This window comes from Glutamicibacter soli, from assembly GCF_052322135.1.
GTDB lineage: Bacteria > Actinomycetota > Actinomycetes > Actinomycetales > Micrococcaceae > Glutamicibacter > Glutamicibacter soli.
This window is the reverse complement of the sequence record NZ_CM125969.1, coordinates 385,548-405,951: the sequence shown is the minus strand read 5'-3', so window position 1 is coordinate 405,951 and position 20,404 is coordinate 385,548. Positions and strand designations below refer to the sequence as shown.

The 20,404-nt window shown below is 67.0% G+C and carries 18 protein-coding genes; 12 read left to right on the top strand and 6 right to left on the bottom strand.

Annotated features, from left to right (window positions below; genetic code table 11):
- The first annotated feature begins 18 nt into the window (after positions 1–18).
- From ACTX90_RS01950 to ACTX90_RS01920, 7 genes are all read left to right on the top strand, one after another.
- A complete protein-coding gene (locus tag ACTX90_RS01950) occupies positions 19–477 on the top strand; it encodes a 23S rRNA (pseudouridine(1915)-N(3))-methyltransferase RlmH (RefSeq protein WP_183043211.1) in 459 nt (152 codons plus the stop codon).
- Positions 478–536: 59 nt separating this feature from the next.
- Positions 537–1,004 carry a hypothetical protein gene (locus ACTX90_RS01945; protein WP_443442888.1) on the top strand — a complete coding sequence of 156 codons (468 nt, stop codon included), beginning with the start codon at positions 537–539 and terminating at the stop codon, positions 1,002–1,004.
- The gene (locus ACTX90_RS01940; protein WP_120991482.1) at positions 988–1,287 is read left to right on the top strand and encodes a transcriptional regulator; all 300 of its coding nucleotides are present in this window, start codon (positions 988–990) and stop codon (positions 1,285–1,287) included. The genes ACTX90_RS01945 and ACTX90_RS01940 overlap by 17 nt, the downstream gene beginning before the upstream one ends.
- Before the next feature lie 39 nt (positions 1,288–1,326).
- On the top strand, positions 1,327–5,991 hold the full coding sequence (locus tag ACTX90_RS01935) for an ATP-dependent helicase (protein ID WP_443442886.1): 4,665 nt from the start codon (positions 1,327–1,329) through the stop codon (positions 5,989–5,991).
- A 54-nt stretch (positions 5,992–6,045) separates the two neighbouring features.
- A complete protein-coding gene (locus ACTX90_RS01930) occupies positions 6,046–6,873 on the top strand; it encodes a DNA-formamidopyrimidine glycosylase family protein (protein ID WP_047118028.1) in 828 nt (275 codons plus the stop codon).
- Positions 6,874–6,920: 47 nt separating this feature from the next.
- Positions 6,921–7,934, top strand: a complete 1,014-nt coding sequence (locus tag ACTX90_RS01925; protein ID WP_047118220.1) for a pseudouridine synthase — start codon at positions 6,921–6,923, stop codon at positions 7,932–7,934.
- Between the two features lie 76 nt (positions 7,935–8,010).
- The gene (locus ACTX90_RS01920; RefSeq protein WP_053797299.1) at positions 8,011–8,910 is read left to right on the top strand and encodes a hypothetical protein; all 900 of its coding nucleotides are present in this window, start codon (positions 8,011–8,013) and stop codon (positions 8,908–8,910) included.
- Between the two features lie 24 nt (positions 8,911–8,934).
- On the opposite strand, the gene ACTX90_RS01915 is transcribed toward ACTX90_RS01920, so the two are convergent.
- Positions 8,935–9,711, bottom strand: coding sequence for an SDR family NAD(P)-dependent oxidoreductase (locus ACTX90_RS01915; RefSeq protein ID WP_047118030.1), 777 nt, complete (start codon positions 9,709–9,711; stop codon positions 8,935–8,937).
- A gap of 159 nt (positions 9,712–9,870) precedes the next feature.
- A complete protein-coding gene (locus tag ACTX90_RS01910) occupies positions 9,871–11,298 on the bottom strand; it encodes an MDR family MFS transporter (protein WP_231736008.1) in 1,428 nt (475 codons plus the stop codon).
- A 216-nt stretch (positions 11,299–11,514) separates the two neighbouring features.
- Between ACTX90_RS01910 and ACTX90_RS01905 the strand changes: the two genes are divergently transcribed.
- Positions 11,515–12,054, top strand: a complete 540-nt coding sequence (locus ACTX90_RS01905) for an NUDIX hydrolase family protein (RefSeq protein ID WP_047118032.1) — start codon at positions 11,515–11,517, stop codon at positions 12,052–12,054.
- On the opposite strand, the gene ACTX90_RS01900 is transcribed toward ACTX90_RS01905, so the two are convergent.
- A complete protein-coding gene (locus tag ACTX90_RS01900; protein ID WP_443442884.1) occupies positions 12,051–13,115 on the bottom strand; it encodes an FUSC family protein in 1,065 nt (354 codons plus the stop codon). The genes ACTX90_RS01905 and ACTX90_RS01900 overlap by 4 nt on opposite strands.
- 179 nt (positions 13,116–13,294) lie before the next feature.
- On the opposite strand from ACTX90_RS01900, the gene tgt reads away from it, so the two are divergent.
- The gene (gene tgt, locus ACTX90_RS01895; protein WP_047118034.1) at positions 13,295–14,593 is read left to right on the top strand and encodes a tRNA guanosine(34) transglycosylase Tgt; all 1,299 of its coding nucleotides are present in this window, start codon (positions 13,295–13,297) and stop codon (positions 14,591–14,593) included.
- Between the two features lie 51 nt (positions 14,594–14,644).
- On the opposite strand, the gene ACTX90_RS01890 is transcribed toward tgt, so the two are convergent.
- Genes ACTX90_RS01890 through ACTX90_RS01880 form a run of 3 tightly spaced genes read right to left on the bottom strand, consistent with a single transcriptional unit; the run spans position 14,645 to position 17,672 of the window.
- A complete protein-coding gene (locus tag ACTX90_RS01890; protein WP_443442882.1) occupies positions 14,645–16,195 on the bottom strand; it encodes a DUF6297 family protein in 1,551 nt (516 codons plus the stop codon).
- 7 nt (positions 16,196–16,202) lie between these two features.
- Positions 16,203–16,898: an ABC transporter ATP-binding protein gene (locus ACTX90_RS01885; protein ID WP_047118036.1), complete on the bottom strand. Its 696-nt coding sequence runs from the start codon at positions 16,896–16,898 to the stop codon at positions 16,203–16,205.
- Positions 16,899–16,958: 60 nt separating this feature from the next.
- Positions 16,959–17,672 (bottom strand): queuosine precursor transporter, encoded by a 714-nt coding sequence (locus tag ACTX90_RS01880; RefSeq protein WP_047118037.1) that lies wholly within the window; start codon positions 17,670–17,672, stop codon positions 16,959–16,961.
- A 337-nt stretch (positions 17,673–18,009) separates the two neighbouring features.
- On the opposite strand from ACTX90_RS01880, the gene ACTX90_RS01875 reads away from it, so the two are divergent.
- From ACTX90_RS01875 to ACTX90_RS01865, 3 genes are all read left to right on the top strand, one after another.
- Entirely contained in the window at positions 18,010–18,714 is a 705-nt protein-coding gene (locus ACTX90_RS01875) for a TetR/AcrR family transcriptional regulator (RefSeq protein WP_113607645.1), read from the top strand.
- Positions 18,715–18,858: 144 nt separating this feature from the next.
- The gene (locus tag ACTX90_RS01870) at positions 18,859–19,473 is read left to right on the top strand and encodes a hypothetical protein (protein ID WP_147407293.1); all 615 of its coding nucleotides are present in this window, start codon (positions 18,859–18,861) and stop codon (positions 19,471–19,473) included.
- Between the two features lie 36 nt (positions 19,474–19,509).
- The gene (locus tag ACTX90_RS01865) at positions 19,510–20,334 is read left to right on the top strand and encodes a hydroxymethylpyrimidine/phosphomethylpyrimidine kinase (protein WP_120991488.1); all 825 of its coding nucleotides are present in this window, start codon (positions 19,510–19,512) and stop codon (positions 20,332–20,334) included.
- Positions 20,335–20,404 lie beyond the last annotated feature (70 nt).

Here is a 20,404-nt window from a genome sequence, read left to right as displayed (position 1 = left end):
ATGCGGAAGAATAGAACCATGACAATCAAGGTGTTGGCCGTCGGCAAGAAGCATGAGTCTTGGGTGGACGAGGGGATCTCCCGCTATGAGAAGCGGCTGAAGAAACCCTTCGACCTGTCGTGGCAGCTGCTCTCGCATTCCTCGCGGGAAAACGACGCGGCACGCACCGAGGAGTCGGCCCGCATCCTGGCCAAAATCGACGACCGGGACTTCGTGGTGCTGCTCGATGAGCGCGGGAAGAACGTCGACTCCCCAGCGCTGGCCAATACCCTGCGCACGCCGATCGACTCTGCGCGAAATGTCGTGATCATCATCGGCGGAGCCTACGGCGTTGATCCAACCGTTCACGCGCGGGCGAACTTCACCTGGTCGCTGTCCAAGCTGGTGTTCCCGCACCAGCTGGTCCGCCTGATCCTCACCGAGCAGCTGTACCGCGCCCAGGACATCCTGGCCGGCGGCAAGTACCACCACGTTTAGCCATCTTTGACTTTCCATCTTGGAAAGACAAAACTTTCCGTAACGGAAAGTGAGGGAACATGAACCCGCAAGAAGCCGCGAACCCGACCAAGCACGAGGCCTCCAGTCTCCTTGCCGACGCACAGGCCGCCTCTCAGAACATGGTCCGAAGCAGCGACTCTCCGCGCGGATTCACCACCTGTGTAGTCCTGCTGATCAGTACGCTGACAAGTATCGACGGTCTCGTTCCAGACCAGATTCTGTATTCGCTTTTCGCGTTGTTCATTCCCCTGATTATTTGGTTGGCTGTCTTTCTACGCAAACGCGCCAAGCAGCGGCCACTGCCCGGCAATTCGACAGCCTTTGGCTGCTACCTGGTGGTGATCATTCTGGCCACGATGTTCCTGCGTATGTGGGAGGCATCTACTTGGTTCGAAGCCGCGGGAAAGATGGTTGTCTGCTGTGCAATCCTCGGGGTCCTAGCCCACAAAATGCGTGCTTCGCTGACGCAGGAACGCGTGGAGGACGGCAGTGAGCAAGCCTGCTGAACCACGCTTTGACGACCTGATTCACGCACCGTTGCGCCTGCGGATCTGCGCAAGCCTCGCACCCGTCCAATGGGCCGAGTTCGCGCACCTCAAGGAAAATTTGAACGTTGCCGATTCAGTGCTGAGCAAACACCTGAAACAGCTCACCGATGCCGGATACGTGGAGGTGGAACGCTTCGCCAAGCTCGGCCGCAGCCACGTGCGTCTCTGCCTGAGCAAGGAAGGCCGCCGTGCCTACGTCGGCCATCTGGCGGCACTGCGCAAAATCACCGAGGGCGAATAAGCCCTCCAGCTGTCCGTGACAGAACGTAGGATCGATTCCATGAGCGATGTCCTGACCCGCTTCGGCGCGGCCACCCAGAAGTGGTTCACCGAAGTCTTCACCGAGCCGACCACCGCACAGGTCGGTGCCTGGACATCCATCTCCGAAGGCAACCACACGCTGGTCATCGCCCCGACCGGCTCCGGCAAGACCTTGGCGGCCTTCCTCTGGGCGCTGGATCGGCTGCACCACGCGGAATTGGATGCCCCGGCGCTGCCCGGACTGGACCAGGACAGCGACCATCCGACGGGCACCGGCACCAAGGTGCTCTACATTTCGCCGCTGAAGGCCCTGGGCGTGGATGTGGAGCGCAACCTGCGCTCCCCGCTGGCCGGCATCCGGGCCACCGCCCACGAGCTGGGACTCTCCCAGCCCTCGGTCTCGGTGGGCGTGCGCTCGGGCGACACCCCCGCTTCCGAGCGCCGGCAGCTGCTGCGCAATCCCCCGGACATCCTGATCACCACACCCGAGTCGCTGTACCTGATGCTGACCAGCCAGGCGCGCACCACGCTGTCGCAGGTGCACACGGTCATCATCGACGAGATCCACGCGATCGCCAACACCAAGCGCGGCACCCACCTGGCGCTGTCCCTGGAACGGCTGGATTCCCTGCTCGCCGCCCCGGCACAGCGCATCGGCCTGTCAGCCACCGTCGAGCCGCCCGAGGAAGTCGCGCGCTTCCTGGCCGGCTCCGCCCCGGTGAACACCGTGCGCCCGGAATCCACCAAGCAATGGGAGCTTGAGGTGCGGGTTCCGGTCGAGGACATGACCGACCTGCCCTCCGCTGCCGCCGCCCACGACCTGGGCCCCGGCTCCTCTCCGGCAGCCGCGGCCAGCATCTGGCCGCACGTGGAGAACCAGCTGGTGGACCTGGTGCTGGCCAACCACTCGACCATCATCTTCGCCAACTCCCGGCGGCTGGCCGAACGGCTGACCGGGCGGCTGAATGAAATCTATGCCGAGCGCGAGGGCTTCGCGGTAGAGAACCAGCTGTCCTCCTCCCCCGCGGTGATGATGGCGCAGGCCGGGTCCACCGCGGCCGCGGATCCCGAGGCGCCGCTGCTGGCCCGCGCCCACCACGGCTCGGTCTCCAAGGACGCCCGCGCGGCCATCGAGGAGGATTTGAAGCTCGGCCGGCTGCGCGCGGTGGTCGCCACCAGCTCGCTGGAACTGGGCATCGACATGGGGCTGGTGGACCTGGTGATCCAGGTCGAGTCCCCCAACTCGGTGTCTTCCGGACTGCAGCGCGTGGGCCGCGCAGGCCACCAAGTGGGTTCGGTCTCCCAGGGAATCTTCTTCCCCAAGCACCGCGCCGACCTGCTCTCCACCGCGCTGGTGGTCACCCGCATGCGCGAGGGCAAGATCGAGAAGATGGCGATCCCTGCCAATCCGCTCGATGTGCTGGCCCAGCAGACCCTTGCCGCGGTGGCCATGGAAGACCTGGACGTCGAGGCATGGTTCGACACCGTCCGGCGCGCGGCCCCCTACCAGCAGCTGCCGCGCAGCGTGTACCTGGCCACGCTGGACATGCTCACCGGCAAGTACCCCTCCGACGAATTCGCCACGCTCAAGCCGCGGATCATCTGGGACCGCGACGCCGGGGTGCTCTCCGCGCGCCCCGGAGCGCAGCGCCTGGCCGTGATCTCCGGCGGCACCATCCCTGACCGCGGGCTGTTCGGCGTGTTCCTGGCCGGATCCGAGGACGACAAGGCGCCCAAACGCGTGGGCGAGCTGGACGAGGAAATGGTCTACGAGTCCCGGGTGGGCGACGTGTTCGCCCTGGGCGCCACCAGTTGGCGCATCGAGGACATCACCCACGACCGGGTGCTGGTCACCCCCGCCTTCGGCCAGCCCGGCAAGCTGCCCTTCTGGCACGGCGACGGGCTGGGCCGCCCGGTGGAGCTGGGCGCGGCGTTGGGCGAATTCACCACCGGCCTGCTGGCCCGCGAACGCTCCGAGGCCGCCGAAGAGCTGGGCGCAGGAGGACTGGATGCCTTCGCCGCGCAGAACCTGCTGAACTACCTGGGCGAGCAGCGCGAGGCCACCGGGCAGGTCCCCAACCACCAGACCTTCGTGGTGGAGCGCTTCCACGACGAGCTGGGCGACTGGCGGGTGATCCTGCATTCGCCCTTCGGGCTGGCGGTGCACGCCCCGTGGGCGTTGGCAGTCGGTGCGCGGGTGCGTGAACGCTGGGGGCTGGACGCCTCCGCGATGGCCGCCGATGACGGGATCGTGCTGCGCATCCCCGCCATGGACGACGAGCCGCCCGGGGCCGAGCTGTTCGCGTTCGAGTCCGACGAGATCGTGGATCTGGTCACCGGGCAGGTGGCCAATTCGGCGCTGTTCGCCGCGCGCTTCCGCGAATGCGCCGCCCGGGCGCTGCTGCTGCCGCGCATCAACCCGACCAAGCGCACCCCGCTGTGGCAGCAGCGCCAGCGCGCCAGCCAGCTGCTGGACGTGGCCCGCAACTACCCGGATTTCCCGATCATCCTGGAAACCGTACGCGAATGCCTGAACGACGTGTACGACCTGCCAGCGCTGACCCGGATCCTGTCCCAGGTCTCTTCGCGCGCCATCCGGCTGGTGGAGGTCACCACCGAGCTGCCTTCGCCCTTCGCGCAGTCGCTGCTCTTCGGCTATGTGGCGCAGTTCCTCTACGAATCCGACGCTCCGCTGGCCGAACGCCGGGCCGCGGCGCTGAGCCTGGACCCGGTGCTGCTGGGCGAGCTGCTGGGCCGCAACGACGTGCGCGAGATCCTGGATCCGCAGGTCATCGCCGAGCTGGCGCAGCAGCTGCAGTACCTGGCGCCCAAGCGCCGGCTGGCCGGCATGGAGGGGGCCGCGGACCTGCTGCGGCTGCTGGGCCCCCTGACCGCCGCTCAGCTGGCTGAACGCCTGCGTGATCCTGCCGACGAGCAGGCCCCGCTGGCCGAGGCGGCGGCCCGCGCGCACGCCGAATCGCTGGTGGCCACCCGGCGTGCGTTCACCCTGCGGATCGGCGGGCAGCTGGCCTACGCGGGAATCGAGGACGCGGCCAAGCTGCGCGACGCACTGGGCACCCCGCTGCCCACCGGCATCCCCGCCGCCTTCCTGGAGCCCGCGGCCCAGCCCGTCGAGGACCTGGTTTCGCGCTATGCCCGCACCCACGCCCCGTTCACGCTCACCGAGATCTCCGGGGTGCTGGGCCTGGGCGTGGCGGTGCTGCGCCCGGTGCTGGATGCCATGACCGCCGCCGGGCGGCTCTCGCTGGGAGCATTCCGCCCGGTGGAGCTGATTCCCGAGGGCGTCAGCGGGGACGAGTACTGCGACGTGCAGGTGCTGCGCACCATCCGCACCCGCTCGCTGGCCGCCCTGCGCGCCGAGGTGGAGCCGGTGGACCAGCTGGCTTTCGCGCGTTTCCTGCCGGCCTGGCAGCAGGTCGGCTCCCGGCTGGAGGGCAGCGACGGAGTCTACGAGGTGGCGATGCAGCTGGCAGGCGTCGAGCTGCCCGCCTCCGCGCTGGAGTCCTTTGTGCTGCCTGCCCGGCTGCCCGGCTACCAGAGCGCCTGGCTGGACGAGCTGACCAGCGCCGGGGACGTGCTCATCTGCGGCGCCGGCGCGGCCGGGGGCAAGGACGGCTGGCTCTCGCTGCATACCGCCGAGCATGCCCCGCTGAGCCTGCCGATCCCGGACCCCGCGCCGCTGGATGCGCTGGCCCGCCGGGTGCTTGAATCCTTCGACCCGACCGGCGCGTACTTCGTGCAGGAGATCGCCGCGCGCATCCACCCCGGCGAGGGGCGCCCGCCCAGCGAGCAGGAGATCACCGGGGCTTGCTGGCAGCTGTTCTGGGCCGGGTTCATCTCCCCTGACACCCTGGCGCCGGTGCGCGGCTACCTGGCCGGGGGCAGCACCGCGCACAAGATCGCCAAGCCCGCCCCGCGCGCCCGCGCCGCCCGGCTGAACCGGCTGTCCGGACTCAGCCGCATGGCCCGCGAGCAGGGCGTGGTGCATGCGCGCAGCACCCGCGGTTCGGCGCGCTGGGCGCTGCTGCCCGAGCCGGTGCGCGACCCCACCATCGCCGCGCACGCCACCGCGGAAATCATGCTTGAGCGCTACGGGGTGCTGACCCGCGGCTCGGTGGCCGCCGAGGCGGTGCCGGGGGGCTTCGGACAGCTTTACCGGGTGCTGTCCAAGCTGGAGGAGGCCGGGCATGCGCGCCGTGGCTACTTCATCGAGAAGCTGGGCGCCGCGCAGTTCTCCACCTCGAACACCATTGACCGGCTGCGCGGCTTCGTGCTGCCCGAGGACCCGCGCCGCCAGCCCGAAGCCGTGGTGCTAGCCGCCACCGACCCGGCCAACCCCTATGGCGCGGCGCTGCCGTGGCCCGCCACGCAGACCGGGCACCGCCCCGGGCGCAAGGCCGGGGCGATCGTGGGCATGCTGGACGGCGAGCTGGTGCTGTACCTCGAACGCGGCGGACGCACCGTGCTGGCCTTTGGCGAACCCGGAGAGCAGGCCTGGGCGCTGCTGGCGGCCAGGCTGGTTGCGGCGCTGCGCCGTGCCGGGGTGGACAAGATCGCCATCGCCACGGTCAACGGCGAACCTGTGCAGGAGCACCCGGCGGCCGCCGCCCTGCTGGGCGCCGGTTTCTACTCGACCCCGCAGGGCATCCGCTTCCGGCGGTAGCCTGGACACCAGCGCGCTGTACGCGGCGGCTGGCAGCAGCAAAGGAGATGCACCATGCCGGAAGGCGATTCCGTTTACCGGGCCACCGCAAGGCTGCACCATGCGCTGGCCGGGAAGAGCATCCTGCGTTCGGACTTCCGGGTCCCGGCACTGTCCACGGTGGACCTGGCCGGCTACACGGTGTCCGAGGTCCTCCCGCGCGGCAAGCACCTGCTCATGCGGCTGCAGCCTCCCGCCACGGCGGAACCTGCCTTCAACCAGCCGCCGCTGACCCTGCATTCGCACCTGCTCATGGAGGGGCGGTGGGATCTCTACGGTCCGGGAGCCCGCTTCAAGCGTCCGGCGCACACCGCACGCGTGGTGCTCGCCTGCGACGGCGTCGTGGCGGTCGGCTTCGACATCGCCCAGGTCAAGCTCGTGCCCACTGCCGAGGAAGCGCAGCTGGTCGGGCATCTGGGCCCGGACCTGCTGGGGCCCGGCTGGGACGCGCAGGCGGCGGCCGCGAATTTCCGGGCGCAGCCGCACCGCGGGATCGGCGAGGCGCTGCTGGACCAGCGGCTGATGGCGGGGGTGGGCAACATCTACCGCTGCGAGGTCCTGTTCCTCACCCGGCTGCACCCACTCACGCCCGTGGGACAGGTCGTGGACCTCGGGAAGGTCATCGAGATGTCGCAGCGCCTGCTGGAAGTCAACAAGGAGCGTTCCCGCAGGGTCACCACCGGCCTGGCCCGGACCCGCGAGCCCTACTGGGTGTACGGGCGCGCCGGCAAGCCCTGCCTGCGCTGCGGCGCGAAGATCCAGCTGCTGAAGATCGCGGCCGAGGATTCGGGCCTGGAGCGAGACTGCTACTTCTGCCCTTCCTGCCAGCCGGCTGCGCACTGATGAGGACAACGGCCCGGGGCAAAGATGAAAGAATGGGAGCCATGGCCATGGCATCTCCGCTCCCCGTCCGCAACGGCGTCAACGCCACCCGTCTGCACCTGCCGCGCACCGGTCCATGGGATACGGTGGCCCAGTATCTGCTCGAACGGTTCGGGCATGTGGACCCCGAGGGCATCCTGCGCCGCTTCGATGACGGCGAGATCGTGGGAATCGGCGGGGTGAAGCTGGACCGGCAGACGCCTATGGGCGAGCACGAGTTCATCTGGTACTACCGCTCGCTGCCGGTGGAGATCCCGATCCCCTTCGAAGCCAAGATCCTCCACCAGGACGAGCACCTGCTGGTGGTGGACAAACCGCACTTCCTGCCCACCACTCCGGGCGGCAAGTTCATCCAGGAATCCGCCCTGGTGCGGCTGCGCAACCAGACCGGCATCGACGATCTGGTGCCGATGCACCGGCTGGACCGGGCCACCGCCGGGGTGATCCTCTTCGCCGTCAACCCGGAAACCCGCGGCGCCTACCAGATGCTCTTCGAGCGCCGCGAGATCGCCAAACGCTACAAGGCGGTGGTCGCGCTGGCCCCCGGCGACGGGCTGGAGACCGGCGTGGTGCTGCAGGCCAATGGGGAGCACAGCCAGCAACGCACCAGCGAAGAACTGCGCGCCCTGCTGGCTGGCATGCCGATGACCTACGAGAACCGCATGTCCAAGGTGAAGGGCCAGCTGCGCTCGATCGTCGAGGACGGCGAGCCCAACGCGCAGACGCTGATCAGCGTGGAGGCCATCGGCCGCAGCGCCGGATTCCACGCGGGCACCGAGGTGGCGCTGATGGATCTGGAGCCGCATTCGGGCAAAACCCACCAGCTGCGCATCCACCTCGCCTCGCTGGGCCTGGGCATCGTCAACGATGCCTTCTACCCGCGGCTGTGGGACCTGGCGCCGGACGACTACGACCGCCCGCTGCAGCTGCTGGCGCACACCATTTCCTTCACCGACCCGATCACCGGCGCCGCGCGCAGCTTCAGTTCCGCGCAGAGCCTGCGCGAAGCCCCGGCCGCCTAGCGCCTCTTCTCACCTCGGCATATTTACCCTAGGCTGTTGCACACCCCTGCACGGGCCCGACGAAGGATGGTATGCCATGGCCGAGCCACAGCCCAATATGCAGCTGCGCACCCTGGTGGGCTCCGCCCAGCGGGCCATCGCCGAGTCCACGCGCAGGCCTGCGTTCGAGCTGCCCTATACGGCCCCTGACCTGCGGCCCAATCCCGCGGTGGAAGTCTTCGACAAGGTCCGCGCCGGGCTGTTCGCCCTGTCCGGGGTGCTGCTGCTGGCCACCTCGCTGGCCTTCGGCGCCGGGATGGATGCCCGCACCCAGGCCAGCCTGCTGGATACCGGGCTGGTGCATGCGGTGATCTGGCCGGTCATCGGGATCGCGCTGATCGCCAGCGCCGCCTTCAGCGCCCTGCCCGCCCAGCTCTCCTCGCGCCGGCAGCGCGCCGCCGGCATCCATGCGCTGAGCGCCGCGGCCCTGCTGAGCTGCGCGCTGACGCTCGCCTCCGGGTTCCTGCCCTGGACCGCCGCGGCGGTCTCCGCGGCGGCCGCCGGGATCGCGCTGTACGGGGTGCACCAGCTGAACCTGAATACCGCCCGCAACCGGACCGAGCGTATCGCCACGGACATGCCGCTGGGCTTCTTCGCCGGATTCGCCCTGGTCTACACGCTGCAGCTGGTGTTCGCAGCCGCCGGCTGGAACGAGCCGGGCCATGCGCTGGCGGTGTCGCTGGTCGCGGTGGCCGCCGCGGTGCCGGCGGCGGTGTTCGCCCACTCCGAACGCGGCAGGCATGCCTTCGCCAGCGGGTTCGGCCTGGCGCTGGCCGCTGCCGCGGCCCAGGGCTGGATGCTGGGCGCCACCCCGCTGTGGGCCTGCGTGCTGTGGGTGTTCCTGGCGATCGTGGTGTTCGTCTGCGCGGAGAACCGGCGGTTCCAGATCAGCCACGCCGAGCACCGGGTGCAGGCGGGCCGGACCCTGGATTTCTGAGTCCGGCCCGTCTGCGCCGCGGGTTCAGCGCGGCGCCATGCGGATCGCGCCGTCCAAACGGATCGTCTCCCCGTTGAGCATCGGGTTGGCCACGATGTGCTCCACCAAGGCCGCGTACTCCTCCGGGCGGCCCAACCGCGAAGGGTGCGGCACCTGCGCGCCGAGCGAATCCTGCGCCGCCTGCGGCAGCCCTGCCATCATCGGCGTCTGGAAGATGCCCGGGGCGATGGTCATGACGCGGATCTGGTGCTGCGCCAGCTCACGGGCCAGCGGCAGCGTCATTGCGGCCACGGCGCCCTTGGAGGCGGCGTAGGCCGGCTGCCCGATCTGCCCGTCGAAGGCCGCCACGGAGGCGGTGTTGATGATGACCCCGCGCTCGGCGGTGCCCTGCGCGTCGATGAGCGACTCGCTGTGCGCCATCAGCTCGGCGCCCAGGCGGATCACGTTGAACGTGCCGTTGACATTGATCTGGAGCACCTTGGCGAACTTCTCCAGCGGCAGCACGCCCTCGCGTCCCAGCACCTTGCCCGGGGTTGCCACCCCTGCGCAGTTCACCAGCACCCGCAGCTGGCCCAGCTCGCGCACGCGCTCCATCACGTCTGCCACTTCCTCGGAACTGGTGACGTCCGCCGGGGCGTAGCGCACGTTCGCGCCGATCGCCGCGGCGATTTCATCCCCGTCCTCGCGCGGCAGGTCCAGCACCACCACGTGCTTGGCCTGCGCAGCCAGTTTCTGGGCCGTGGCCCGTCCCAACCCGGACAGTCCGCCAGTCACCAGCGCGACCGAATCCCGTAGCTGCATGCAAACCCCTTCGATAGTCGTGAATCTCCGGTCAGCCTATCGCCCGCATGGGCAAAGGTGAAGATCCGGATCCCGGTGCCCGGGAGCCCGCTGGCACGCAAAAGCCCGGCACCACGAGGGTGCCGGGCTGCGCGGCAAAGCCGGAGAATTCCGCTCTGGCTAGTGGGATGCCACCGGAGCCTGGTCGGAAGGCTGCTGGGTCTCCTGCTTCTTGCCGCCCAGCAGGATCCCGATGACCAGGATGCCGATGCTGCACGCGGCGCCCACCAGGAAGCCGGGCTTGAAGCCCTGAACCGTCGCGGTGACGACGTCCGTGCCTGCGGCGATCTTCGAGGCGGTGGACGCGGCCACCACGCCGACGATCAGCGCGGTGCCCATGGCGCCGGCCAGCTGCTGCAGGGTGGAGAGCAGCGCCGAGCCGTGCGAGTGCAGGTGGTGCGGCAGCGGGTTCAGCGCGGTGGTGAACGCCGGGGTGAAGATGAAGGCCAGGCCCAGGCTCATGACCAGGTGCAGCAGAACCAGCAGCCAGATCGGGGTGGCGGCGTTCAGGATCAGCGCGTAGCCGAACAGCGACGCCAGCAGGATGATGGAGCCCGGAACGATCAGCGGGCGGGCGCCGACCTTGTCGTAGAGCTTGCCGACCAGCGGGGCCAGCAGGCCCATGAGCAGGCCGCCGGGCAGCATGATCAGGCCGGTGGTCAGCGTCTCGATGCCCAGCACCGTCGTGAAGAACAGCGGCAGCAGGATGATCACGCCGAACAGGGAGATCATCGCGCACATCATCAGCGCCAGCGACAGCGTGAAGTCGCGGTAGGTCAGCGAGCGCAGGTCCAGCAGGGCCTTGTCCCCGTGCTGCAGCTTGACCTGCAGCAACACAAAGGCGGTCAGGCACAGCACCGAGACCGCCAGGATCCCGAGGCCCAGCGGGGTCACGCCGGCCGACAGGCCGCTCAGGCCGTAGACCAGGCCGCCGAAGCCCGGCACGGCCAGGATCAGCGACGGGATGGACAGCGGCGCGGAGTTGTCGCCCGGTTCGTTGGACAGGCGCGGGGTGCCGATCAGCAGCGCCGCCACGGCGATCGGGATGATCACGATGAACATGAACCGCCAGGACAGGTACTGCAGGATGATGCCGGACAGGGTCGGGCCGATGGCAGGGGCCACCGAGATCACGATCGACACGTTGCCCATCAGCACCCCGCGGCGTGCCGGCGGCACCAGGTCGAGGATCGTGGTCATCAGCAACGGCATCATGATCGCGGTGCCGCAGGCCTGGATGACGCGGGCGACCAGCAGCACGGAGAAGCCCGGGGAGACCGCGGCCAGCACGGTGCCCAGGGTGAACAGGCCGATGGCCAGCACGAAGACCTTGCGGGTGCTCAGCCGCTGCAGCAGGAATCCGGTGGTCGGGATGACCACCGCCATGGTCAGCATGAAGATCGTGGCGAGCCACTGGATGGCGTCGGCGGTGACGTTGAATTCCTCCATCAGCACGGGCAGTGCCACGTTCATGATGGTTTCATTGAGGATGACAACGAAGCTGGAGACGATCAGCACGGCAATCGTCGTGAAATTTTGTTTGCTCAAGCGGTCCGGAGCGTGTGACACAACAGGTCTGCTTCCAAGAGAAGTGCGGGAATGGTCGGCCGGTCCAGGGTCAGATGCATTCTGATTGGGATAGCCCAATCAATTCTACAGAGCGCCTCGGCGCGATACTAGGGCGCGGGCGCAGCAGATTGGTGAGTTGCGCAACACGGATACAGATTCATGGCCTAAGAGGTGTTTGTGTACCAAGATGGAACCATGAACGTGCGCACGCCTGATCCCTACCCTGGATGGCTCTCTGAGGAAGATCTCTACGAGGCCCGCCAGCGCCTTCCCATGCTGTACGTCGAGGCCATTCCGGTGCGCCTGGACCCGCTGGGCTACGTCAACGAGGTCGGCCTGCTGCTGACCGCGGACAACGACGGGCGCATGTTGCGCACCTTCGTCTCCGGACGCGTCATGTACCGCGAAACGATCCGTGCCGCATTGATCCGGCACATCGAGAAGGATCTGGGCACCATGGTGCTGCCGCAGCTCCCGGCGTCCCCGGTGCCGTTCACCGTGGCCGAGTACTTCCCGGCGCCCAGCGAAACCGGGCTGACCGACGACCGCCAACATGCGGTCTCCATGTGCTATATCGTGCCGGTGCGCGGCGAGTCCTCGCCACGCCAGGACGCGCTGGAACTGACCTGGCTCACCCCTGCCGAAGCGCTGAGCAGCGACATCCAGGGCGAGTTCGCCGGAGGCCGCGAAAATATTCTTCGGCAGGCATTAGCCCACGTCGGAGTGAATATCTAGAACTGCTTGCCCGGGTTTGGCGGGTCGATGCCGGCCTGGCGCCGCTTGATCCCGCCAAACCAGCTCCCTAGGAGCACCCCGAGGATTCCGACCACGGAACCGATCACGGTTTCCACCATGCGGTCGTAGAGCAGCGCCGTGGACAGTCCCGACATCACGGAGACGCCCACCAGCGCCAGCGGGGTGACGAAGATCTGCGCCATGAAGTAGTTGCGCATGACCAGCATCTCGGCCATGAACTGGAAGAATCCGATCAGCGTCAGCAGCAGCCACAACGGCGGATTCAGCACGATCAGCAGCGCCATGAGCACCAGCCCGACCAGGGTTCCCAGCACGCGGTGGATGCCGCGGCGCATCCTGAGCTTGGTGGTGTGCCCGACCAGCGGCACCACCGCGGCCACCATGGCCCAGTAGTTGTGGCCGGCTTCCAGCCGACTTCCCACGATGTTGGCCAGGGCTCCGGCGATGCCGGCGGTCAGGATGTAGAACAGCCCTTCCCACCAGATCGCGGAGCGGACGTTGTCCGACAGCGGTGGCAGCGGCGTGCGCTGCCACAGGCTCGACCACTGGCCCAATGCTCCGGCCGCGCCGATCACCAGCGCCAGCATCATGGTCAGCACCGCCACCAGCAGTCCCTGCCAGGCCGGGACCGGGTTGGAAATGGAGGCAATCGCGGCAAACGCGAAGATGTGGAACAGCGAACCGGCCGGACGCAGCCGCAGGAATCCAGCGAGCACCGAGCAGAGCCCCGCAACCAGCGTCGTGGCGCCGACGATTTGCCATGCCTTGAGCTCCGGCTGGTCGTGGGCGATCCACAGGTGGGAAGCGGCCAGCGCCGCGGCGATGACGCCGAACAGCAGCGCGCTTGAACGCACCTGCATGCGCAGGCGGTTCCAGTAGCCGTCCACCCGGCCGTAGACGCCGACGAAGGCGCCGAAGACCGCGAACACCACCAGGTCCAGGCGGTCGATGGCCATCAGGAAGATCAGCGGGGCGAAAACGCCGACGGCGGTACGCAGGCCGATCCAGTGGTCCTTGCGGGCAGGGCCTAGCGTGATCAATGACTTCGCGGATTCTTTCAATTGCTCTAGACCCACAGCTTCCTTCCGTCGCGTTGCACACAACAAGACAGCCTCCATTATTCGCTCTTTCCCATGTGAAAGCCTAGGTTTCGGGGCCGGATCACACTGTCGTTTTACTCACCGGCTCTTTAATACGGCAAACTTGGTACGTGCCCGATATGAACTTTGATCCCAGTGCCCCCCACCCGCGCCAGCAAGAATTCGGCTTTGAAGTCGGGACCCGACTGACTGCCGAGGACGGAACCCCGATGCTCGGACGCACCGGCGTGATCCGCACGCCGCATGGCGAAGTGAAGACCCCTGCGTTCATCGCCGTCGGCACCAAGGCGACAGTCAAGGCGCTGACCCCCGAGCACGTCAAGCAGCTCGGCGCCCAGGCGGTGCTGTCCAACGCCTACCACCTGTACCTGCAGCCGGGCGCCGACATCCTGGACGAGGCCGGCGGTCTGGGCAAGTTCATGGGCTGGGACGGCCCGACCTTCACCGACTCCGGCGGATTCCAAGTGATGAGCCTGGGCTCGGGTTTCAAGAAGGTCATCGACATGAAGTCCGTGGACCAGTCAGGCCCGGACGACGCGGTCGCCCCGGGCAAGGAACGCCTGGCCAACGTGGACGAGGACGGCGTCTGGTTCAAGTCCCACCTGGACGGAAACCGCCACCGCTTCTCCCCCGAGATCTCCATGGGCGTGCAGCACCAGATCGGCGCGGACATCATGTTCGCCTTCGACGAGCTGACCACGCTGCAGAATTCGCGCGGCTACCAGGTCGAGTCGCTGGAGCGCACCCGCCGCTGGGCCGAGCGCTGCATTGCCGAGCACTTCTCGCTGACCGATTCCCGCGAGGGCAAGGACTACCAGGCGCTGTTCGGGGTCATCCAGGGCGCGCAGTACGAAGACCTGCGCCGCAAGGCCTGCCGGGATCTCGGCGCCATGGCATTCGACGGCTTCGGCATCGGCGGCGCGCTGGAGAAGGAGAACCTGGGAACCATCGTCGGCTGGTGCGCCGAGGAGCTGCCCGAGGACAAGCCGCGGCACCTGCTGGGCATTTCCGAGCCGGACGACATCTTCACCGCGATCGAGAACGGCGCTGACACCTTCGACTGCGTCTCCCCGACCCGCGTCGCGCGCAACTCCGCGTTCTACACCCCGTGGGGCCGCTTCAACCTCTCCGGAGCACGGTACAAGCGCGATTTCACCCCGCTGGTGGACGGCTGCGAATGCTACGCCTGCCAGAATTTCTCCCGCGCCTACATCCACCACCTGTACAAGGCCAAGGAGCTGCTCAGCCACACGCTGATCTCGATCCACAACGAGCACTTCACCGTGAGCCTGGTCGAGTCCGCCCGCCAGGCGATCGAGGACGGAACGTTCTTCCAGCTCAAGGAGCGGGTGCTGGCCAGCTACTACGCCGGCGCACCGGATCCCCAAGGCCAGCCGGTAGCGCAGCCTGCCAAGTAGGAGCCGCGCACCACCCGCCGGGCGGCGAACCTCCGCAGGATTCGGGGTTCGTCACCCGGCGATCTTTTTAAGCGACGGGGCGGCGCTGAGCAGGCACACCGCCCAGATCCCCCACGGGACGGCGGCCGCCGGGGCGAGGATCAGGACATACAGCGCAGCTCCCGAGGCGGCTGCGCGCAACAGGGTCCAGGCCTGCGGGATGAGCACCACCGCGAGGGACATCTCATTCGCGGCTCCGGCGAAGATTTCTTCCCAGTCGCGCTCCGCACGCCGCGCGTGCGCCAGGCCTGCCGAGGCCAGGCCCAGCGCGGCGAACAGCACGGCCGCGGCCCAAGCCCACCAGGTCGCCTCCGCCAGCGCTCCGATACCCCACAGCCCGAGACTCCAGAAGCCCAGGACCGCCAACGACAGTCCCACAGCGACCACGGTCATTGCGCGCTCCATCTGGCTGCGGGCCACCCCGATCATCAGCCCGAGCTCCGGATGGGTGGCGGTGGGCCGGAGCACCTCGGCCAGGCTCGTGCCCAGGACCACCAACAGGATTGCCAGAGCCCCGGCCAGTGCCAGCGGATTGGCCGCAGCGCGGACACTGAGCAGCAGCACCAGGATCGCCGCGCTGAACCCCAGCGCCGGCTTCCAGTAGCCTCCGCGCACGCAGCGCAGGACGATAACCGCTAGGGCCACCGGCAGCCCGCGGGCAAGCCGGCCACTGCCGCGGTTCCGCCTGCGGCCAGCATCCAGTTGCACGCCGCGCGCATCGGCCTGCATGATCGCTCCGGCAAGCTGCTGCTGGCGCAGCCCGCCCTCGCGCAGCGCCGCCCCGGGGGTTCCGGCAAGCCGCCGCGATGACCAGAGAATGCATGGCACGGCGGCGGCCAGGGCGCCGCTGCACAAAATCATCCAGAGCCCGACCTCCAGCAGCGACTGCTGCCAGGCCACCTGCCCGGCGTCGGCTGCGCCCATCCCGAACAGCTGCGACGCCCACAGCAGCACATAACTGGCGGCGAGCACCCGCAGCCCTGCGGAGCAGAACCGCCTCGCGGCCTGCTGGCGTCCGGCGCCTTGAAGCACTCCGGCCGCTGCCGCCGAGCCGAGCCCGGCCAGCGCGAAAAAGCCCACTGCCCACATCAGCAGCGGCGGGGACCAGGTACCCGTCAGCGCGAAGAGCGCCAGCACCCACAGCAGCCCGAGGAAAATGCCGGCAGCGGCGCCCAGCCCCAGTGCACGGCGCCAAGCCGGGAGCAGCAGCACCCGGCGGTCCGCCGGCAGGGGCAACCACCAGTCGGCCTGCTGGGGTCCCACGGCGTTGGGACCGAGATAAAGCATGAGCCGGAAGACCAACAACAGCAGCACCGGCAGCAGGAACAGCACCACCGCATCAAGGCTCCACCGCGCGCTGGCCAGCTCCAGGTGCGGCACGCCTTCGCCCAGCAGCACGAAGATCGTTCCATAGAGGGCGCTGGCCAGATAGGTCAGCGCCACGATGGCGGCGAGCACCCAGACGTAGATGTCGGAGAACGAGTCGAAGCGTTCGGAAAAACTGCGCGCCGAACGCACACGTCGAAGGATCTCGCGCGGATCGTAACTGGTGGCCGATGGCATGCCTGGACTAGCGTTCAAGCCACTGCGCTCCGCGCTCGGACTCCAGGTATTCCCCGGTGTCGCCGTCCAGCAGGAGCGCCTGGTCCAGGCACAGCCGCAGCATGGCAGGATCGTGCGTCACCGCCAAGATGCTGACCGCTTCGCGGCGCAGCCCGGCCAGCCGCTCGTAGAACTGCTGGCGGATCCTCAGGTCCAGGCGCTGTTCGGGCTCGTCGAGGATCAGGAGCTCGGCCGGGCGGATCAGCGTCGCGGCGAGCAGCAGCTTGCGCCGTTGTCCCGAGGAGAGTTCCCCCGGAAGGTGGCCGGCGACCGTCGTGAGCTCGAAGAACTCCAGCTCGTTCTGGACTTTCTTTTCCCAGCCGGGCACCGAATGCCCCCGTGCCACCATTTCCAGGTGCTCGGCGACACTCAGTTCTTCGAAGAACGCGCCGTCGCTGACCTGCACGGCAACGTTCCGGCGGAAGTCCAGCGAATCCTCGTCCAGGGGCAGGCCGCGGAACGCTGTTTCACCGGATTGGGCCGGGGTGCGTCCGAGCAGGGTTGCCAGCAAAGTGGATTTGCCGCTGCCGTTGGAACCGATGATTCCCAGCCCGTCGCCGGTGCCGATCTTCAGGTTCAGGGGGCCGCAGATTGTGCGCTCCGGATAGCCGATGACCAGTCCGCGGGCTTCCAGATGCGTCCGGGTCTCTGATTCTGTCGCCATCTGCCCAGCGTATCGAGCGCGAGCACGGCAGGGAGTCGCTCGAAATGATGACTTGGAGGATTACTCCTGTCCGGCCGCCAGCCGCCCGTATCCCGGCTCGCGCTTCTTGAACCAGCGGATCACCAACGAGGTGACGGGGACGAAAATAATCTCCACGGCGGTCTTGTAGAGGAAACCGACCACCACGTAGTTGATGAACGTCGGGGCGTCGGCAATGCCGATGACCGGAGCTGCGATGGCGCAGAAGATGATGGTGTCCAGCAGCTCGCCGACGCCGCTGGAACCGATCAGGCGCGCGACCAGTCCGCGTTCGCCCGTGCGTTCCTTGAGCTTGACCAGCACCCACGAGTTGGCCAGCTGGCCCACCAGGAAACCGGCGGCCGAGGCGGCAACGATCTGCCAGATCGGTCCGAGCGTACGCTCAAGGGCTTCTTGGCCGTCGTAGAAGTCGGCGGCTGGCAGCTGGATCATGATCCAGAAGCAGGCCACCGCGAAGAATGCGAGCACGAAGGTGGTGATGATCGACCGCCGCGCCGCCTTCAGCCCGTAGACCTCGGAAATGACGTCGCCGAGGATATAGGCCAGTGGAAACAGGAAGAACCCGCCATCGGTCACCAGCGGGCCTAGGGTGACGCCCTTGGAAGCGCCGATGTTCGAGAGGATGACCACCGCTCCCATCAGGGTCAGAACGGTGGAGAAGTACGGGGACCCCGCAGCGGCGAAAACCGCCTTTGAAGATGGGGGCAGAGTGGTTTTGGCGTTGGATTCGCCCATGATTATTTTCCTTGTCAAAGTGGTTCGCCAGGACCGCCCTTGGCCGATGCCGCCTCGCCACGGTACGTGGTTCGAGATGCGCAGGGCGTTCAGCATGCTGTCCCGCTGTATTAGCACTTACCCAGCAAGTATCCCATGCACCAGCACGCCCCGCCGAGTGACCTACTTCATAGTAACAATGATTCGCGTATTCAAGAGTTGCAAAAGAGACATCTCACTTGAACTTCTTTGGAACATGAAATCGAGGTACGAAGAAGCCTGGTGACGAGCCTCCCCTACTTCCGCATGAACTCGACATGTTTTTGAACGCGTTCAAAAACTCGGTAGAATCGTCCACATGACCATTCAGCCGCGCACGCTCAAAGGGCAGGAAACCCAAGCCAAACTCCTGCACACGGCGCTGGACTGCTTTGCCGCCGAAGGGTATAAAGCCTCCAGCATGCGTGTCATTGCCGCGCGCGCCGGGGTCTCGCTTTCCCACGCCTACTACTACTTCTCCTCCAAGGAGGACATCGTCGCCCGGCTGTTGCTGAATCTGCGCACCGAGCAATTCGATCAATGCCACGCCGCACTCAATGAAGGAAACACACTCGAAAGCAACATCCGTTCAGTTTTCACCTCGGGCCTGCATGTCATGCAGCCCTACCATGAGTTCGGGCCCGCATTCCTGAAGGTTCTGCTGTCCCAGGATCTGATGGACAACGAACTTTCCGCGGTGGAATTCTCCCTCTGGGAAAAAGCCGTTTCCGGCGCACGGCCGCTGCCCCCATTGGGCATCCGTAGGGATCTGCCGAAATTCCTCTGGCTCCTGTCGCGGCAGCTGTTCTCCGCCTGGGCCTACGACCAGTCAGCCAACCAGCGACGCTCGATGCTGCTCATGAACAACGCCGCGCCCGTGGTCGCAAAGTTCGCGGTGCTCTGCAGGCTGCCGGTGGTGCGCTCTTTGTTCGAAGATGTCCTGTCCCTCATGGATTCGGGAAACTCGATTCGGGATCAAGAGGAAGGCCAAGCATCGGATCCGAAGGTTTTCAAAGCTTCTTGATTCGGGCCCCTGCGCGGCAAGCGACAGCGGAGCTCCACGCCTCGCACAGGACGTTCACGGTTCGCATTCTGGCGGTGCCATGTTTTGGGCGTAAAGTCGGAAGTGACAACCGGTGACACTGGCTTCGAAGGAGTGCGATACAACATGAGCGGAACACGACGTGAATTGCCAGCCTGGACCGAGGCGTACGCGCTCCTGCGGGACCGCATCGCTTCGTTTCCCACTCCCGGCGAGATTCGTTCGGTTAACCATGACGGCGAAGATGTCGAGGTCCTCGGATACTGGCCGGATGCCTCCTGGACCGCTCCGGCCGATGCCCAGCGACTGATCTTCCTCGGACCTGTCGACGAACAGACCGCGGCAGGCCTGCAGGATGCAGGCTGGAAGGAAACCGCGAAGATGTCGCTGCTGGCAGGCAAGCCGGAGGACGTCGAACAGGTCGTGAAACTTCCCGACACCTCGGCATTGTTCGAAGCCCCCATGAACGACTACGACGTCGTCGAGGTCACGGACTTCGATCGCCCGGTTGCCCGCGGCCGAATGCACTACGGTTCCAACTTCGGCCTGCTGTCGGATCCCGACCTGCATGCGCCCAGCGACCCCGATACCGCCCGCCGGGCGATTCTCGCGAACTTTGCCGGAGCTGCCTACGGGCACGGTATACCATGGCTGTTATTGGTCGCGTCCAGCGAAAATGCGGGAACGTTGGCCGAAGGCTGGTCCAAGGCCACCGACCTCAGCTTCTGGCAACAGGGCTAAAAGTAACCACCAGTACGCACAACCATTCATGGGACTATGACTAATACAAACACCGGAAGCAGCCCTGCGCTCACCCTGACCATCGCAGGCTCCGAGGCCACCGGCGGCGCCGGTGCCCAGGCCGACCTGAAGACCTTCCAGGAACTGGGAACCTACGGCATCGTCGCGCTGACTTGCATCGTGTCCTTCGACCCCAAGGATTCCTGGAACCACCGCTTCGTGCCAGTGGATCAGCAGGTCATCGCCGACCAGCTCGAAGCCATCCAGACCTGCTACGAAGGCAAGCTCGGCACCGTGAAGCTGGGCATGATGGGTTCGCCTGCCACGATCAACACCGTCGCCACCGCACTGAAGTCCCAGGAGTGGGACAATATCCTGCTGGATCCGGTCCTGATCTGCAAGGGCCAGGAGCCAGGCCATGCCCTGGACACCGACGAGGCGCTGAAGGCCAACCTGCTGCCGCTGGCCACCTTCGTCACCCCGAACCACTTCGAGGCCGAACAGCTCTCGGGGCTGACCATCACCTCGGAAGAGGATCTGGTGGCCGCGGCCAAGAAGATCCATGAAATCTCCGGCGCAGCGGTGCTCGCCAAGGGCGGAGTCCGCATCGCGGGCGACGACGCCGTGGACGTGTTCTACGACGGCGAGACCCTCGAAATCCTGCGCGAGAAGAAGATCGGCGAAGTCGCCGTTTCCGGCGCCGGCTGCTCCCTGGCCGCCGCAGTGACCTCCGAACTGGCCAAGGGCGCGACCCCGCTTGAGGCTGCACGCACCGCGAAGACATTCGTCACCGAAGGCATCCGCAACCGCGTCGCCGGCAAGACTCCATTCGACGCCCTGTGGCAGGGCGGCCGCCGCTAGTCCGCCCTGCACGCGGAACCGCCGACGCCGAGGAAAACCACCGTTCTCCTCGGCGTCTGTATTTAACCAC

Bases quoted from the DNA above. Each gene is read 5' to 3' on its own strand.
- ACTX90_RS01915 (WP_047118030.1), bottom strand. From the start codon at position 9,711: ATGCAGCTACGGGATTCGGTCGCGCTGGTGACTGGCGGACTGTCCGGG.
- ACTX90_RS01880 (WP_047118037.1), bottom strand. From the start codon at position 17,672: ATGGGCGAATCCAACGCCAAAACCACTCTGCCCCCATCTTCAAAGGCG.
- ACTX90_RS01905 (WP_047118032.1), top strand. From the start codon at position 11,515: ATGAACGTGCGCACGCCTGATCCCTACCCTGGATGGCTCTCTGAGGAA.
- ACTX90_RS01950 (WP_183043211.1), top strand. From the start codon at position 19: ATGACAATCAAGGTGTTGGCCGTCGGCAAGAAGCATGAGTCTTGGGTG.
- ACTX90_RS01930 (WP_047118028.1), top strand. From the start codon at position 6,046: ATGCCGGAAGGCGATTCCGTTTACCGGGCCACCGCAAGGCTGCACCAT.
- ACTX90_RS01870 (WP_147407293.1), top strand. From the start codon at position 18,859: ATGAGCGGAACACGACGTGAATTGCCAGCCTGGACCGAGGCGTACGCG.
- tgt (WP_047118034.1), top strand. From the start codon at position 13,295: ATGAACTTTGATCCCAGTGCCCCCCACCCGCGCCAGCAAGAATTCGGC.
- ACTX90_RS01865 (WP_120991488.1), top strand. From the start codon at position 19,510: ATGACTAATACAAACACCGGAAGCAGCCCTGCGCTCACCCTGACCATC.
- ACTX90_RS01885 (WP_047118036.1), bottom strand. From the start codon at position 16,898: ATGGCGACAGAATCAGAGACCCGGACGCATCTGGAAGCCCGCGGACTG.
- ACTX90_RS01925 (WP_047118220.1), top strand. From the start codon at position 6,921: ATGGCATCTCCGCTCCCCGTCCGCAACGGCGTCAACGCCACCCGTCTG.
- ACTX90_RS01890 (WP_443442882.1), bottom strand. From the start codon at position 16,195: ATGCCATCGGCCACCAGTTACGATCCGCGCGAGATCCTTCGACGTGTG.
- ACTX90_RS01875 (WP_113607645.1), top strand. From the start codon at position 18,010: ATGACCATTCAGCCGCGCACGCTCAAAGGGCAGGAAACCCAAGCCAAA.
- ACTX90_RS01945 (WP_443442888.1), top strand. From the start codon at position 537: ATGAACCCGCAAGAAGCCGCGAACCCGACCAAGCACGAGGCCTCCAGT.
- ACTX90_RS01935 (WP_443442886.1), top strand. From the start codon at position 1,327: ATGAGCGATGTCCTGACCCGCTTCGGCGCGGCCACCCAGAAGTGGTTC.
- ACTX90_RS01920 (WP_053797299.1), top strand. From the start codon at position 8,011: ATGGCCGAGCCACAGCCCAATATGCAGCTGCGCACCCTGGTGGGCTCC.